The sequence below is a fragment of the Streptomyces sp. NPDC020299 genome (assembly GCF_044387825.1).
Lineage (GTDB): Bacteria > Actinomycetota > Actinomycetes > Streptomycetales > Streptomycetaceae > Streptomyces.
In genome coordinates this window covers 177,141-192,330 of the sequence record NZ_JBIRWL010000007.1, presented here as the reverse complement: position 1 = coordinate 192,330, position 15,190 = coordinate 177,141, and the positions used below count along the sequence as shown (strand labels likewise).

The 15,190-nt window shown below is 68.7% G+C and carries 10 protein-coding genes and 1 pseudogene; 6 read left to right on the top strand and 5 right to left on the bottom strand.

Annotation, left to right across the window (positions count from 1 at the left end; all coding sequences use genetic code 11):
- Nucleotides 1–64: 64 nt before the first annotated feature.
- Entirely contained in the window at nt 65–1,732 is a 1,668-nt protein-coding gene (locus ACH45E_RS19845; protein ID WP_361443138.1) for a hypothetical protein, read from the bottom strand.
- A gap of 135 nt (nt 1,733–1,867) precedes the next feature.
- Nucleotides 1,868–2,467 carry a hypothetical protein gene (locus ACH45E_RS19840; protein WP_361443135.1) on the bottom strand — a complete coding sequence of 200 codons (600 nt, stop codon included), beginning with the start codon at nt 2,465–2,467 and terminating at the stop codon, nt 1,868–1,870.
- A gap of 279 nt (nt 2,468–2,746) precedes the next feature.
- Here ACH45E_RS19840 and ACH45E_RS19835 point away from each other — a divergent pair, with 279 nt between their 5' ends.
- The 5 genes from ACH45E_RS19835 (at nt 2,747) to ACH45E_RS19815 (ending at nt 12,963) form a co-directional block, all read left to right on the top strand.
- Nucleotides 2,747–4,966 (top strand): N-6 DNA methylase, encoded by a 2,220-nt coding sequence (locus ACH45E_RS19835; protein WP_361443830.1) that lies wholly within the window; start codon nt 2,747–2,749, stop codon nt 4,964–4,966.
- 90 nt (nt 4,967–5,056) lie between these two features.
- Nucleotides 5,057–7,066 carry a class I SAM-dependent DNA methyltransferase gene (locus ACH45E_RS19830; protein ID WP_361443132.1) on the top strand — a complete coding sequence of 670 codons (2,010 nt, stop codon included), beginning with the start codon at nt 5,057–5,059 and terminating at the stop codon, nt 7,064–7,066.
- 104 nt (nt 7,067–7,170) lie between these two features.
- Entirely contained in the window at nt 7,171–8,307 is a 1,137-nt protein-coding gene (locus ACH45E_RS19825) for a restriction endonuclease subunit S (RefSeq protein ID WP_361443129.1), read from the top strand.
- A 2-nt stretch (nt 8,308–8,309) separates the two neighbouring features.
- Nucleotides 8,310–11,510 (top strand): UvrB domain 3-containing protein, encoded by a 3,201-nt coding sequence (locus ACH45E_RS19820; protein ID WP_361443126.1) that lies wholly within the window; start codon nt 8,310–8,312, stop codon nt 11,508–11,510.
- A 145-nt stretch (nt 11,511–11,655) separates the two neighbouring features.
- Nucleotides 11,656–12,963: a hypothetical protein gene (locus ACH45E_RS19815; protein WP_361443123.1), complete on the top strand. Its 1,308-nt coding sequence runs from the start codon at nt 11,656–11,658 to the stop codon at nt 12,961–12,963.
- A 99-nt stretch (nt 12,964–13,062) separates the two neighbouring features.
- Here the strand turns inward: ACH45E_RS19815 and ACH45E_RS19810 are convergent, their stop codons facing one another.
- Together ACH45E_RS19810 and ACH45E_RS19805 are read right to left on the bottom strand one after the other, a co-directional pair.
- Complete coding sequence (locus tag ACH45E_RS19810; protein ID WP_361443120.1) at nt 13,063–13,275, bottom strand: DUF397 domain-containing protein; 213 nt, start codon at nt 13,273–13,275, stop codon at nt 13,063–13,065.
- Nucleotides 13,272–14,132 (bottom strand): helix-turn-helix transcriptional regulator, encoded by an 861-nt coding sequence (locus ACH45E_RS19805; protein WP_361443117.1) that lies wholly within the window; start codon nt 14,130–14,132, stop codon nt 13,272–13,274. Before ACH45E_RS19805 ends, ACH45E_RS19810 begins: the two co-directional genes overlap by 4 nt.
- A gap of 160 nt (nt 14,133–14,292) precedes the next feature.
- Between ACH45E_RS19805 and ACH45E_RS19800 the strand changes: the two are divergent.
- A pseudogene (locus tag ACH45E_RS19800) lies at nt 14,293–14,745 on the top strand (ATP-binding protein); the annotation flags it as partial.
- A gap of 117 nt (nt 14,746–14,862) precedes the next feature.
- On the opposite strand, the gene ACH45E_RS19795 reads toward ACH45E_RS19800, so the two are convergent.
- Complete coding sequence (locus ACH45E_RS19795; RefSeq protein ID WP_361443114.1) at nt 14,863–15,147, bottom strand: contact-dependent growth inhibition system immunity protein; 285 nt, start codon at nt 15,145–15,147, stop codon at nt 14,863–14,865.
- Nucleotides 15,148–15,190: the final 43 nt, after the last annotated feature.

Here is a 15,190-nt window from a genome sequence, read left to right as displayed (position 1 = left end):
AAATAACATGCAGAGGCCATCTGGTGACAAGTGGTCAGACGGCCCGAGGTGGGATCGGTCGGGTTCAGGCAGCGGCCATGCCCGGCTGCTGGTCTGAGCTGAGAGAGCGCAGGATCCGCGCCTCCTCGTTGCGGGCGGCGGAGGCGGAGATGCGGCCGGTGGCGCGCCGGAGGGCGAGGCGGGCGACGGCGTCGGCGGTTTCGTTGAGGTCATGTCCGATGTGGCCCTTGAGCCAGCGGACCTGGAAGCGGTCGCGATGGGGCAACAGGCGGCCCAGGAGTTCCCTGCCCTCGGGGAAGACGACGGTGCGGTGGACGGTTGCCGGATCGGCGCTCGTCAGGGCCAGGTTCACCGCCGCGACGGCCTCAGTGCTGTCACACAGGACGACTACGGGGACGTGCGGGTGGCGGCCCAGGAGGCTGACGGCAGCCTGGCAGATACCGATGATCTCGGCCTCGCCGCTGCACGAGGCCATCGAGTCGCCGTGTCCGGTCGTTCCGTCCTCGGCGGCCCAGCCGTAGCCGCACAGTGCGGATTCGTCGCCGACCGCGGCGTCTGCGACGGCCACCGCGGTGCGGCTGGGGAAGTCGTCGAGGATGGCGTAACGCTCCTTGTAGCCGGGGGTCAGAGCCTCCGCCGTACCGCCGCCGTCGCCGCCGCCGTCGCCACCATCGTCCTGCGACGTGTCGGCGGACGCGTTGTGGGTGAGGAGGGCGGCGAGGGTGCGGTGGCACCGCGGGCAGCCGTCGGCCCGTGCGTCGCAGTCCGCCTGGTGCTCGGTGGCCAGCCGACAGGCCCGCTGCCACAACTCGGGCTCGTCGGCGGTGAAGCGAAGGGAAGCCGCGGCGCGGCACTGCGCGATGAGCTCCGCGAAGGGCCCGGTGGCCGCATGGTCCCGGATCCGGTCATGGAGATCGGCGATCCGGTGCCTGGCCTCGCGGGCCCGGGCCGCGAGGATCGCGGCGTCCTGGTAGGCGTCGTCGAGCGCGTCGAGCTGGACACGGCGGGCGGTGAGAGGGCGGGCGAGCACCTGGCGTTCGGCCTGGGCGATGGCGTAGCGGCCCCAGGCCAGCGCGGTACGGGCATGCCGGGCCCATCGTTCGACCACCGCGTCGTGCGCGAGGTGCGGATTTTCCTCCTCCCGGGCGTCACGCAGAAGAACCTGGACGAAGGCGTCGTCGTGACACTCCAGCAGTTCGCTGACGGCTGCGGGCAGTTCGGCTGTCACCCGGCCCCGTCGCCAAGCCCAAACGGCGAGATCGTTGTCCGGCTCCCGCACATCGGCGGCCGTCGATCCGCGGTCGAGGAGTTCCTCCCGCAGGGCCCGGCCGTACGCCTCCGGGTCCGCGGCGCGCGCCACGCGCAGCTCGAGCGGTTCCAGCGGCTCCAGCGGGGGCCTGCGACGATCGGCGGCGCGACGCGCGCGCTGCTCCTTGCACACGGCATCCGCCTCGGTCCGTGCGCGCCGCACCCTGCGTGCGTGCTCGCGCAGGCGGCGCAGCCGGTGGGGTGCGGGCAGTCCTGAGAGCTCGGTGCGCCTGATGTCCCCACGGGCGAGGACATCGGCGTGGGCCAGAGCGATGGCGATGAGCCCGGCCAGCGAAGGGTGGGCCAGGGCCGCGGCGGTCTCCGGGGAAGCCATGCCGTTCATGCGTGCGAGGACGGCGTCCTGCAGCGCGCTGAAGTCTTCGGTGTAGTGCTGGACCAGCTCGGTGTGCGTGGCGATCGTCACGGTGACCTTCCAAGTCACGAGCGGGGTAACCGGTAAGGGCGGTGGGGGTGTTGCGCCCAGCCGGACGGGTGGGCGGACGGGGCCCCGCCGCCGAGTGCCTCGGCGCGGGCTCCGGTTACGGCTACGGCTACGGCGTCAGTACTTGCCGTTGCTCAGGATGTCGCCGTCGGCGTTGTAGACGGTGACAAGGCCGTTCTCGCTGGCCTTGCCCCGACCGGCCTGGAAGTCGGCGAAGGCCGAGGCGAGCAGCTTGGCGTTGCCGGCGTCCGCGCTGATCAGGTCTCCGGTGTAGTCCGTGTAGATGTCGGCCGTGTCCAGGACGTCGTTGTTCTTGTCGGCGCCCTGGACCTTGGTGACGTGCGTCGCCGCCTCCCGCGTCTTCGCGGACTCGTGCTTCTTCACATACGCCTTGAAGGCGTCGACGGTGGACGGCTGGGGCGCTGCGGCCTTGGAGGAGCCGGTGGTCCTGGAGGAGTGACCGCCCGCGGAGGAGCCGGTGGACGTGGCGGAGGACGTGGCGCCGGCCGGGGAGTCGTCCGAGCCCGACCCCGCCACGGACGCGATACCGCTGACCACGATCACGGCCAGGACGCCGAGGCAGCCCAGCTTGACCTTGGACCGCTTCTTCGGCGGCACGGGAGGCTGCGGGTAGCCCGGCTGCTGCGGGAATCCGGCCTGCACCGGGGATCCGGGCTGGTCCGCGTAGCCCGGCTGCTGCGGGGGCTGGGTGGTCATCTGGGTTCCTCCCGTTGCGATGCGCGACGTGCGATGCGTGATGGCCGTGAGTGGACAGATCCGGTGCGCGGCGCGGGTCTCAACGAAGCACCCGTAGCTGCCGTTTCCACTCGGAAGCAGAACCAGATAAGCACAATACTGAAAGCATCGTCAAACACCTTCCCAGGCTTGACGCACGCTGTACTGTGTTAACCGCTCCCTATCCCGACTGGCCCGAGAGGTGCGGAACCCCACGCCATGCCCCAGCAGCCACCAGCCCACTCGGCGCCCTCCGCGCATGTGACGGCCGCCGAGATCTCCCGCATCGCCGGGGTCACGCGCGCCACCGTCAGCAACTGGCGCCGCCGCCACGACGACTTCCCGGCCCCCAGCGCGGGCACGGAGACCAGCCCGCTCTATGACCTGCCGGCCGTGCAGGCATGGCTGCGGGCACGCGGGCACACCTCCACCGCCTCGCCGGCCGAGGAGCTGCGTACGGCGCTGCGGCTGACGGGACCCGGCTCGGGAGTGACCGCGCGACTGTTCCCGCTGGTGGCCGCCGCTTCCCGCCGCACGCCGGACGAACTGGCCGAACTCGCCGCCCTGTCCGACGACCAGCTGGTCGCCCGAGCGGAGAAGTCGGCGGGCGAGCTCCCGGTCGCCGTGCCCGAGGCCGAGCCGTTCCGCTACGGTCCGGACGACGCGGGCGTACTCCGCGCCCTGCTGGCTTGCGTCCGGGAGGCAGGGGCACAGGCCGCCGTCGACGTCCTCGCCGAACGCGAGCTGGACGAGGGCGCCGCCAGCGGTGTCTACCAGACCCCGGAGGGCCTGGCCCTGCTCATGGCCCGGCTCGTGCCCGCCGGCGCGTCCCGCGTCCTCGACCCCGCCTGCGGCAGCGGCACGCTCCTCGCCGCCGCCGCCCGGCAGGGAGCGCGGGAGCTGTACGGGCAGGACTCGCTCCCCGTCCAGGGCCGGCGCACCGCGGTCCGGCTGCTGCTCGCCGCGCCCGAGGCCGAGACGGCGATCCATGTCGGCGACAGCCTGCGCGCCGACGCCTTCCCCGACGTCACCGTGGACGCCGTCCTGTGCAACCCGCCGTTCGCCGACCGCGACTGGGGTCACGACGAGCTGGCCTACGACCCGAGGTGGGCGTACGGACTCCCGCCGCGCTTCGAGTCCGAGCTGGCCTGGGTGCAGCACGCCCTCGCCCACCTGGAGCCCGGCGGCCACGCGGTCATGCTGCTGCCGCCCGCGCTCGCCTTCCGCTCCTCCGGCCGCCGTGTCCGCGCGGAACTGATCCGCAGCGGGGCCCTGCGCGCCGTCGTCTCCCTTCCGGCCCGTGCCGCGTATCCGCTGCACATCGGGCTGCAGATCTGGGTGTTCCAACGCCCCGAGCCGGGCGGAACGGACCGTTCGACGGTGCTGTTCGTCGACGGGGAGGGAGAGCAGCGGGACGGCGCCGCGGGCACTCCGTCCGCCACCGACACGGCCACGGCCGGCCCCGGCACGCGTGGCGGCTCACGCCCCCGCCGGTCCGGCTCCTCCCCTTCCCCCGCCGCCTCTTCCTCCTCTGCCTCGTCCTTCGACTGGGAGGGGCTGACCGACCGGGTCCTCGGCCAGTGGGCCGCGTTCACCACCGCCCCCGACACGTACGCCGACGAGCCCGGCGTCGCCCGCGCGGTGCAGCTCGTCGACCTCCTCGACGACGTCGTCGACGTCACCCCGGCCCGCCACGTCCGGGCGACCGCGGCCGACATCGACCCGGCCGCCCTGGCCCGGCGCGTCGACGACCTGCACGGACAACTGGCCGAGCAGGTCGCCGCCCTGGCGGCAGCCTCCGCGTCCGGCGGGTGGCGGCCGTCCGGTCCCTCGGCCCGCGAGTGGCGTACGGCGACCGTCTCCGACCTGGCACGCGGCGGGGCCCTGACCGTGCTGCGGGCGGCGACGCCCGGCACACGGGGCTCCAAGGGTGGAGGCGCCGCCACCGTGGACCGGCCGGTCCTCACCGCCCGGGACATCTCGGCGGGAACCGCCCCCTCCGGCACGGCTGTCGACCTCCACGCGGACGCCGCGCAGCCCGTCGCCGCCGGGGACGTCCTCGTACGTGCCCTCGCGGGCGGCGGCGACTCGGCCGCCATGACCCGGGTCGCGGACGACCGGGACGCCGGAGCACTGCTCGGTCCACAGGTCCACCTCCTGCGCCCCGACCCGGCCCGCCTCGACCCGTGGTTCCTGGCCGGGTTCCTCGGCGCCGCGGACAACATCGCCTCCGCGTCCACCGGCTCCACCCTCGTGCACGTCACACCGGGCCGCCTGCGCGTACCGCTGCTGCCCCTGGAGGAGCAGCGGCGTTACGGGGAGGCCTTCCGCCGCGTGTACGAGCTGCGCGCGGCCGTCCGCCGAACCGCCGTCCTCGCCGCCGACACCGCGACCACCCTGACCACCGGCCTCACCGCCGGCGTACTCCTGCCACCGGACACCCCGGTCGCGCCGGTCACCCCGGACAGCCGTTCCGCCTGAAACGCCCCACGCGTCCCACCGCACACGACCACACTGGATCCCTGCCGTCCCACGCCCGGACGGTGCTCTTCGAAAGGAAGCCGGGACCTCTTGAACAGCAGCAAGCACACGGAGTTGGCGAACCACGCCTGGTCCGTCGCCGATCTCCTGCGCGGTGACTACAAGCAGTCCGACTACGGCAAGGTCATCCTGCCGTTCACCGTGCTGCGCCGCCTGGAGTGCGTCCTGGAGCCGACGCGCGAGAAGGTCGTCGAGACCGTCGCCAGGTTCGCGGGCCAGGACATCGACACCGACCACTTCCTGCGCAAGGCCTCGGGCCACTCCTTCTACAACAAGAGCGACCTCACACTGCGGAAGATCGCCGCCGACCCGCAGAACGCCGCGAAGAACCTGCAGATCTACGTCGGCGCCTTCTCCGACAACGCCCGCGAGGTCCTCGACAAGTACGAGTTCAACCAGCAGGTCCGGAAGCTCGACGGCGCGAACCTGCTCTACCAGGTCATCGGCAGGTTCACCGACCTCGACCTGCACCCCGACGTCGTGCCCAACCACAACATGGGCTACATCTTCGAGGAGCTGATCCGCCGCTTCGCCGAGCAGTCGAACGAGACCGCGGGTGAGCACTTCACCCCGCGCGAGGTCATCAAGCTGATGGTCAACCTGCTGGTGGCGCCCGACGCGGACGCCCTCAGCCTGCCCGGTGTCGTCCGCACGGTCATGGACCCGGCCTGCGGCACCGGCGGCATGCTCAGCGCCGCCGACGACCGCATCAAGGCCCTCAACCCGGACGCGACGGTCGAGGTGTACGGGCAGGAGCTCAACCCCGAGTCCTGGGCGATCTGCCGGTCCGACCTCATGATCAAGGGCCAGAACCCGGAGAACATCCGCTTCGGCAACTCCTTCTCCGACGACGGCCACGCCCGCCGCTCGTTCGACTACCTCCTCGCCAACCCGCCGTTCGGCGTGGAGTGGAAGAAGGTCAAGGAGGAGGTCGAGTACGAGCACAAGTCGCTCGGCGACGCCGGCCGCTTCGGCGCGGGCCTGCCCCGCATCAACGACGGCTCGCTGCTCTTCCTCCAGCACATGATCTCGAAGATGAAGCCGGTGGACGTGAACGGCGGGGGCGGCTCCCGCATCGCCATCGTCTTCAACGGCTCCCCGCTGTTCACCGGCGCGGCCGAGTCCGGCGAGTCCAACATCCGCCGCTGGATCCTGGAGAACGACTGGCTGGAGGCGATCGTCGCCCTCCCCGACCAGCTCTTCTACAACACCGGCATCTCCACGTACTTCTGGATCCTCACCAACCGCAAGGACGCCGACCACAAGGGCAAGGTCGTCCTGCTGGACGCGCGCGACCAGTGGCAGAAGATGCGCAAGTCGCTCGGCGACAAGCGCAAGGAGCTGGGCGACGGGACGAACGGCCGCCCCGACCACATCGGTGACATCACCCGGCTGTATGCGGAGGCGCTGCAGGTCGCGGGCGATCCGGAGCACGCTCTGCACGGCAAGGTCAAGGTCTTCTGGAACGAGGACTTCGGCTACCAGCGCATCACCGTCGAACGCCCGCTGAAGCTCCGCTTCGAGGTGACGGAGGAGACGTTGGCGGCGCTGGCCGAGGCCAAGCCGGTGGCGAGGCTGGAGCGGAGTGAGGAGTTCGTCGCGGCGGTGCGTACGTTGCTCGGCTCGTCCTGGACGACGAAGTCCGAGGCGTTCATCGCGCTCAAGGACGCGGTGGTCGCGGCCGGCCTGACCTGGCCGTCGGGAGCGCCGTTCGCGAAGGCGGTACGGGAAGCGGTCGGGGTCCGGGACCCGGAGGGCGAGGTCCAGAAGATCAAGGGCGCGTCGGAGCCGGACGGGGACCTGCGGGACTACGAGAACGTTCCGCTGGGCGAGGACGTCGAGGAGTACCTCAAGCGCGAGGTGCTGCCGCACGTCCCGGACGCGTGGATCGACCGCACGAAGACCAAGATCGGCTACGAGATCCCGTTCACGCGGCACTTCTACGTGTACAAGCCGCCGAGGCCGCTGGCGGAGATCGACGCGGAGTTGAAGTTGCTGGAGGCGGAGATTCAGGCGCTATTGGGTGAGGTGACCGAATGACCGCCATTCCCGGACTCGGCGTAATTCCTGATCACTGGGCGTCAGAGCGTGCCCGTTGGCTACTGCATCGGCAACAGCGAGACGTTCGCCCCGAGGATGGAATCGTGACCGCTTTCCGGGATGGGCAGGTAACTCTCCGGGAACGGAGGCGCACTGAGGGCTATACTAATGCCATCCAGGAGATCGGCTACCAAGGAATTCGCGCTGGCGACCTTGTAGTGCACGGTATGGATGGGTTCGCCGGGGCTATCGGCGTATCGGATTCTGATGGGAAGTCATCGCCAGTTGTTCATGCGTACCGCCCCAGCAGAAAAACTGATGCTCGATACGTTGCGTACGCGTTGCGCACCATGGCCGTCAATGGATACGTGAGTACGCTGGCGAAGGGAATTCGTGAGCGTTCGACATCATTTGACGCATCTACGTTGGCCAACGTACTTCTCCCTGCCCCGCCGCTGGAGGAGCAGCGCCGTATCGCCGACTTCCTCGACGCCGAGACCACCCGCATCGATCGGCTGACTCAGCTGCGCAGCCGCCAGGCGGGCCTCCTCGAAGAACGATTCACGCTCGCGCTCGACAGAGCTTTCGAGAATTCTACGCATGAGCCCACTAGGTTGAAGTATCTCTTGGCGGTAAAGCCTCGATACGGTGTCCTGGTCCCTCAGTTCAGTGATTCGGGCGTGCGATTCATCCGGGTCAATGATCTTCTTGACCTGGCTGGCAGGGCCGACTCGCTGGCAAAGATCCCGGACGCACTTTCATCCCAATACGCACGGACGGTAACGCGACCCGGGGATGTTCTACTCAGCGTCGTCGGGACGATGGGACGATCCACGGTGGTGCCTCCCCAGCTAGCTGGGGCGAATGTGGCTCGGGCCGTAGCATCCTTGCGGACACGTCAAGGAGTCTCACCTGAGCTCCTTGCCACATGGCTGACCACGCCCTCTTTTCTCCGACAGGCATCGGACGTGACCGGATCGGACACCGCACAGCCGACGTTGGGCATGGAGGACCTTTCCAACTTCAGGTTGTCGTGGCCGGTCGATGAGCGGGGCCGAGACGAGCTCTTGCTAATCACCTCAACAATTCGTCGGCAACAAGGAAAGCTCACCGGGGTTCTCGAAGCCCAACGTCGGGCGCTTGCCGAACGCCGCCAGGCCCTAATCACCGCCGCCGTAACCGGCCAGTTCGACGTAACCACCGCCAGCGGGCGCAACGTAACGGACGGAGTCACCGCGTAGCCATGAGCCCCATCCACACGGAGTCCGCCTTCGGTGACGCCATCGTCGCCGCCATGGTCGAGCGCGGCTGGCGCGAAGCCCGCCCGCAGGACTACCAGGCCGATCTCGGCCTGGACACCAACGAGTTGTTCACCTTCATCGGGGCGACCCAGCCCGACGAGTGGAACGAACTGCTCACCGTCTACGGCAGCGACCCGAACGAGGCGCAGCGTGGGTTCGCCGGACGCCTCGACCAGGCCATCGCCACCAACGGGCTGGTCGATGTCCTCCGGAACGGCGTCAAGGACAGGGGCGTCCTGCTCCGCGTCGCGTACTTCAAGCCGAACCTCGTCGCCCACGACTCCGTGTTGGACGGCTACCGGGCCAACCGCCTCACCGTCGTCCGGGAACTCGAGTACGCGACCAAGCAGGCCGACTGGGGCAACAGGCTCGACCTCACCCTCTTCCTCAACGGAATCCCCGTCGCAACGGCCGAGTTGAAGAACCCGCTGACCAAGCAAGGGGTGGAGCAGGCCAAGGAGCAGTACCGGACCGACCGCGACCCCACCGAGCTGATCTTCACCCGCCGGGTCGTCGCGAACTTCGCCGTCGACCCAGACCTGGTTTTCGTCGCCACCCAGCTCAAGGGCAAGAACACCCGCTTCCTGCCCTTCAACACCGGCTCCAACGGCCCCGGTCAGCCGGGCGGCGCCGGCAACCCGGCCCCGACCGCCTACGGCACGTACGCCACGTCCTACCTCTGGGAGCAGGTCTGGCAGCCGGACAACTGGCTGGACCTGCTCCAGCGGTTCGTGCACCTGCACAAGAGCAAGACGCCCGGTGGCGGCAGCATCAAGACGATGGTCTTCCCCCGGTTCCAGCAGTGGGACGCGGTCAAGAAGCTCACCGCCCACGCAGCCACCCACGGCGCAGGCCACGACTACCTGGTCATGGCCTCGGCCGGCTCGGGCAAGTCGAACACCATCGGATGGCTCGCGCACCGCCTCAGCGACCTGCACACCTCCACCAACCCCGGCGAACTCGACCCCGAGGCCATCGCCAAGGGCCTCAAGCCGGGCGTGCCGGTTTTCGACAAGGTCATCGTCATCACCGACCGCCGCAACCTGGACGCCCAACTCCGGGAAACTGTCGGCAGTTTCGAGCAGACCGCAGGCCTCGTCGTAAAGATCGACGAGAAGCACGGAGCCAAGGGCGAGCAGCTCGCCAAGGCCCTCTCCCGCGACACCGGGAAGATCGTCACGGTCACCCTGCACTCGTTCCCAGCGCTGATCTCGTACATCGAGCGCAACCCCACCGAGATCCGGGGCAGTCACTTCGCGATCATCGTGGACGAGGCTCACTCCTCCCAATCCGGCGACGCCGCCAAGGACGTACGGGCCGCCCTGCGCGACCTCGGCCTGGACTCCGACTCGGAGGACGCGGGCACGACCACGGTCAAGGCCGAGGCCGCCACCCTCGACGAGCAGCTCAAGAAGAGGGCCGAGCAGCGTTCCCGGGCCGCGAACCTCTCCTACTTCGCGTTCACCGCCACGCCGAAGGCCAAGACCCTGGAACTCTTCGGCACGCTCCAGGACATCGACGGCAAGGCGACCTACCGCCCCTTCCACACGTACTCCATGCGGCAGGCCATCGAGGAAGGCTTCATCCTCGACCCGCTGCGCAACTACGTCACGTACAACACGTACTGGAAGCTGGTGAACCAGAACCCCGACGAGCGGGAGGTCGACCCGTCGAAGGCGAACTCCCTGCTCGCCCGGTACGCGCTCACCCATGACTCGACGGTCGCCCAGCACGCCCAGGTGATCGTGGAGCACTTCGTGACGCACAGCCGGGGCCGTCTCGGCGGGCGGGCCAAGTCCATGGTGGTGACCGCCTCGCGGCAGTCCGCCGTGCAGATGGCGCGCGCGATCAAGAGCTACATCAAGGACCGGGACTACGACACCAAGTACCCCGACCTGGGTGTCCTGGTCGCCTTCTCCGGCTCGCTCACCGTCGACGGCGAGGAGACCACCGAGCCGAAGGAGAACGGCGGGCTGTCGGAGAGCGCGCTGCCGAAGGCGTTCGCGTACACGCGTGCCGACGACAAGGCCGCCCGAGCCGGCGGTGCGGGCCAGCGTGAGTACCGGATTCTGGTGGTGGCGGAGAAGTACCAGACGGGCTTCGACCAGCCGCTGCTGACGACGATGTACGTCAACAAGTCGCTGACCGGCATCTCCGCCGTCCAGACCCTGTCCCGGCTGAACCGGACCGCCGAGCGCAAGACCCAGGCGGACCTGGCGGTACTGGACTTCGTCAACGACGCCAACGACATACAGGAGTCCTTCCGCCCGTACTTCGAGGAGGCGCACACCCTTCCCTCCGACCCCAACCTGCTCTACACCGCGCAGAGCCGGGTGATGCAGGAGGCGATCCTCTCGGGGCAGGAGATGGACGATTTCGCCGCCGCGTACTTCGCCGCCAAGGAGAAGGCGGCGGGCTCACAGTCCAAGTGGGAGAAGGCGCACGCCGAGCTGTACCGTCTGCTGTCTCCCGCGGTGGCCCGCTTCACCGCGCTGCAGGACAGCGAGGACGAGGACGACCAGGAGACGGCGGAGGGCTTCCGCGCCGGCCTCAACGACTACGTCAGGAAGTACGGCTTCCTCGCGCAGATCGTCCCCTACTGGGACGCCGAGTTGGAACGGCTGCACCTCTACGGCCGCTACCTCCTCAACCGCCTCCCGCGCCGCGCGGACGGCGGCGTGGACATAGGCGAGGTCGACCTCAGCCACATGCGGGTGGAGAAGACCGGCGAATACGACGTCTCCCTCACCGCAGAGGGGCCGACGACGATGAAGGGCTTCGGCGACGGCTCGGGGGGCGCGAAGGACGCGGAGAAGTCGCTGCTCTCGCAGTTGATCGAGAAGTTCAACGAACGCTTCGGCACCGAGTTCACCGAGCAGGACGTCATCCGCCCGTTCGAGGAGGCCATGGCCGAACCGAAGGTGCAGGCGGCGGCCGTCGCCAACAACGACGTGGAGAATTTCGGGCTCGTCTTCGACAAGGTCTTCGCGGACAAGATGGCCGACCACATCGACACCATCGCGGGCATGGGCCGCCAGTACTTCGGCCCCGACAAGGGCTTCAAGTCCAGCCTGGACCGCAGCGCCCGCAAGGCCGCCTGGCGCATGATCCGCCGCGAGCACGGCGTGGACGACGACATCTGATCCGCGCGCCCCGGCTGGGCATGCCGGCCGGGGCACCCTTTGGCCTCGATTCGTCTGCGGCCTCCCGGCCGTAGGTGATCTGGTGCCTTGCTCTGCGTTCTGTCTTATGTACGCCATAGGTTGTTGTGAGAAAGAGGGGGAGGCAATGGCTGAAGCCCGCAAGGCAATCGTTCCGGTGTGGACGCTGGCGACCGGCGACGTCCGGGCACCCGCATTGACCGGAGGCGAGCCGATGACGGCCGAGCGCCTGGCTGAACTGCGCGGTGTGCTGGCCGCCATGACCGACGCGCCGATTGCCACGCTGGAGGTGCATCCGCTGCCCGACAAGCTCGTCCGCAGCCGAGGTATCCCGCTCGATGCCGCGAGCCCCCTGGCGCAGCACCTGTCACAGTTCATCACGCAATCGACGCGAAGTTCCCTTACAGCGGCCAGGGCGACCGCTACCGGCGAAAACCTGTATCGCATGGTGGTTCCAGCGAAGGTTGCCGCCCAGTTCGGTCAGGGCATGGTTCGTCCGATGGCGTCGAAGGCGGCGGCCGGTGGCATCCACAGTGCGCTCATGAACTCGACGGGCATCGCCGCCAATGCGACGTTCGTGCCGGTCGGTAAAGCGGCAGCAGCAGGCGCAGCCGGTGGAGCCGGTGCGACAGCCGGCGTCGCGGCCGCCGGCAGCGCGGCGCTCACCGTGGCCGCGCCCCTTGTACTCATGGCCGTAGCGGTGGGGGTGAGCGCGCATGCCGACAACAAGCGCCAGCAGGCTATCGAACACATCACAGAACTGCTGGAGCAACTGCACGAGCAGAAGCTCGAAGACGAGCACAGCGAACTCGACGGCTGCCGCGATGCCATCGACAAAGCCACCGCCATTCTGCTCGACCAGGGCAAACTCGGTGTCTCGCTGGGACTGGACTCGGCGGTCCATGCCATCAACACGGCTCTGGGCGCCGCTGACCGCCGCCTTGCCCGGTGGCAGACCGCACTCGACAAGCTGGCCGACGACAAGCCCGTCGAGATCAGCACGCTGACCAAGTCGTTCCCCGGCGTCGACGAGGACGGCGGCATGTTCCGAGCCCACCTCGAACTCGCAGCCTTGGCCATTGCGTTGAAGCGGCGGGTCGTCGTCCTGCAGGCTGTCGATCACGCCCAGGACAACCCTGACAACTTGTTCGAGAACTTCACCCGCGAGCTCAAGCGCGACCAGCAGCGCCTCGAAGAGCTGGAGTCGAGCATCGCCGGTGTCCTGGAACGCCTGTCGGCGCTGGAGTTGGCGCGCCCGAACGGTTTGATGCCTGTCTTCACGACTAGTGAGGTCGATCGCTTGATGCGCGCGGCACACCGCATTCGCAAGCTGGGCGACGGCGTAATGGTCAACAGCCGTACGACAGACGTGGCGATTGAGATTGCCCGCGACAAGGACGGCTCGGTGGTCGTTTTCCCAGCTCTGCCCGTGTAGGCGTAAGCGGTGTCCGATTGACGCGTGGGTGGAGTACAACCCCAGACGTGGGTCCAGCCGCCTGTGCGACTGGATCCACGGGGGTTGCACATGTACGGCTCAGATGGGCTGGTCGGCGGCCAGCCGGACGAGCCCGGCCCACGCGTCGGGGGTGACCGTCAGAACCGGTCCGGATCGGATTTTCGAGTCCCGGATCAGTACGGCCTCGGGAACCTCGGCGACCTCGACGCATTCGCCACCGTTGCCGGTGCTGTAACTGCTCTTGAACCAAGCGGCTTCCGGCACAGCCGCCCTGCTGCGCTGTACGTTCATGCCTCTCCCATCAGTTGCTCGATGAACGCCGACGACTCGCTCGGGGTCAGCGCCTGTGATCGGAGGATGCCATAGCGTGCTTCGAGCGTACGTACGTATGAGGTATCGGTGTAGAGACGGCTGTCGTCCTGAACCTCCGCGTACGCGATGCGATGCCCCTTGTCGGTGTCGATCAAGGTGAAGGGGCCACCAAGCGCGGCATGGTCCTCGCGTCCGATCGGCATGACCTGTACTTCCACGTTCCTCGACTGCCCGGTGAGCAAGATCTGTTCCAGGGTTCCGCGCATGCTTTTCGGGCCGCCGAGCTGCCTGCGCAGCACTGCTTCCTCGATGACGAAACTCATCAGAGGGGCCGGGCGACGGGTGAAGATGCTCTGCCGCACCATACGAGCTTCCAACCGCTGCTCGATTACGTCGTCCTCCAACAGCGGGCGCTGCATCTGGAAAACAGCCCGTGCATAATCCTCCGTCTGCAACAGCCCGGGCACGGCAAACACGGCGTACACATTCAGTGCCGTCGCCCGCGCCTCCAAGCGCGCCGCGTCCCGAAAGAACGCCGGATACTGCGCCCGCCCCACCTCCTCCTTCAGTGCCATGAGAACGCCCCCGGCGTCCAGCACCTCGTCCGCGCGGTCGATGAACCCGGGCGAGGGAATCCGCCGCCCCTGCTCGAAGGAGGCGATCGACTGGCCCGCGTAGCCCACGAGCTTGCCGAACTCCGGCCGTTCCAGGCCCGCCCGTACCCGCAGCAGCTTCAACATCCGCCCGAACGCCGTCACCACGCCCGATCCCGGCTCGTCCTCAGGCCTCGGCCCGGCATCCTCGCGCACACCCTCGGCCTGCTCCACCGACTCCATCGGCTCCACCGCCTCCCCGGCCCAGTTCCCCGGCCCAACGCGCCCGCCCCGAGCCGGTCACGCGACGCGCCGCGTACACCTCCCGCTCCATCGCGTACAACCGGCACGCGACCGCGAGTCACCACTGGTCACGCTACGCCACCACCGGGACCGTTGGAGCATGAACAGCCAGACCGCTCCGCCCGGCAGCATCGCCAGGCCCACCAGCCCCGCCGGCCACTTTGAGATGCGCTTCAGCTCCACCCCGCGCGGTGCGCGGCTCGCCCGGCGTCTTGCCGGGCAGCGGCTGGACGCGTGGGGCATCCCCTACGACTGCGACACGCACCACGCGCTGACGCTGATCGTCGGGGAGCTCACCGCCAACGCCGTCCGGCACGGCCGGGTCCCCGGCCGCGACTTCCACCTCTCACTCACCCGCGACGCCACGACCGTACGGATCGAGGTCACCGACACCCGCACCGAAGGCGTACCGGTCGTGGCGGCACCCACGGACCTCCCCGACACCGGCCGCGGCCTGCTCCTCGTGGAGCACCTCGCCGACCACTGGGACTGGCACCCGCGCCAGGGCGGACCCGGCAAGACGGTCTGGGCGGAGTACGTCCTGCCGGCGCCGGGCTGGCCGACTGCCGCACCCCGGCTGGACATGCCGACCGAGGCTGGTTGTCGAGGGCAACACCGTGCTGGTGGGCTTCGATCGATGTCGGGAAACATCCAATCGGCCACTCGCAGATCATCTGGGCACGTGGTGCGTGATGATGCCCTGGAGGTCGGTGAGCCACCGGCGTAGTGGGACATTCTCTGGAGGGGCGATTCGCAGGCCGAGCACGCGCACTCCTTCCGTCAGCTCGTCGTCCGTCGAGTTGACGGCGAGAAAGCCGTCGATGTCCTGGGGGACGGCCTGGTGGTCCTCATGAGCTTCGGCAGACAGGTAGTCGTCGATCGCTTCGGCGTGGGACTGGTATTCCAGAGAGAAGTCCTGATGGAAGTGCGGCACATGGCTGATTCCCGCGAGCACCCGTGGACGGCCTGTCGCCGCATCCGTACGCTGGGTAGGAAGT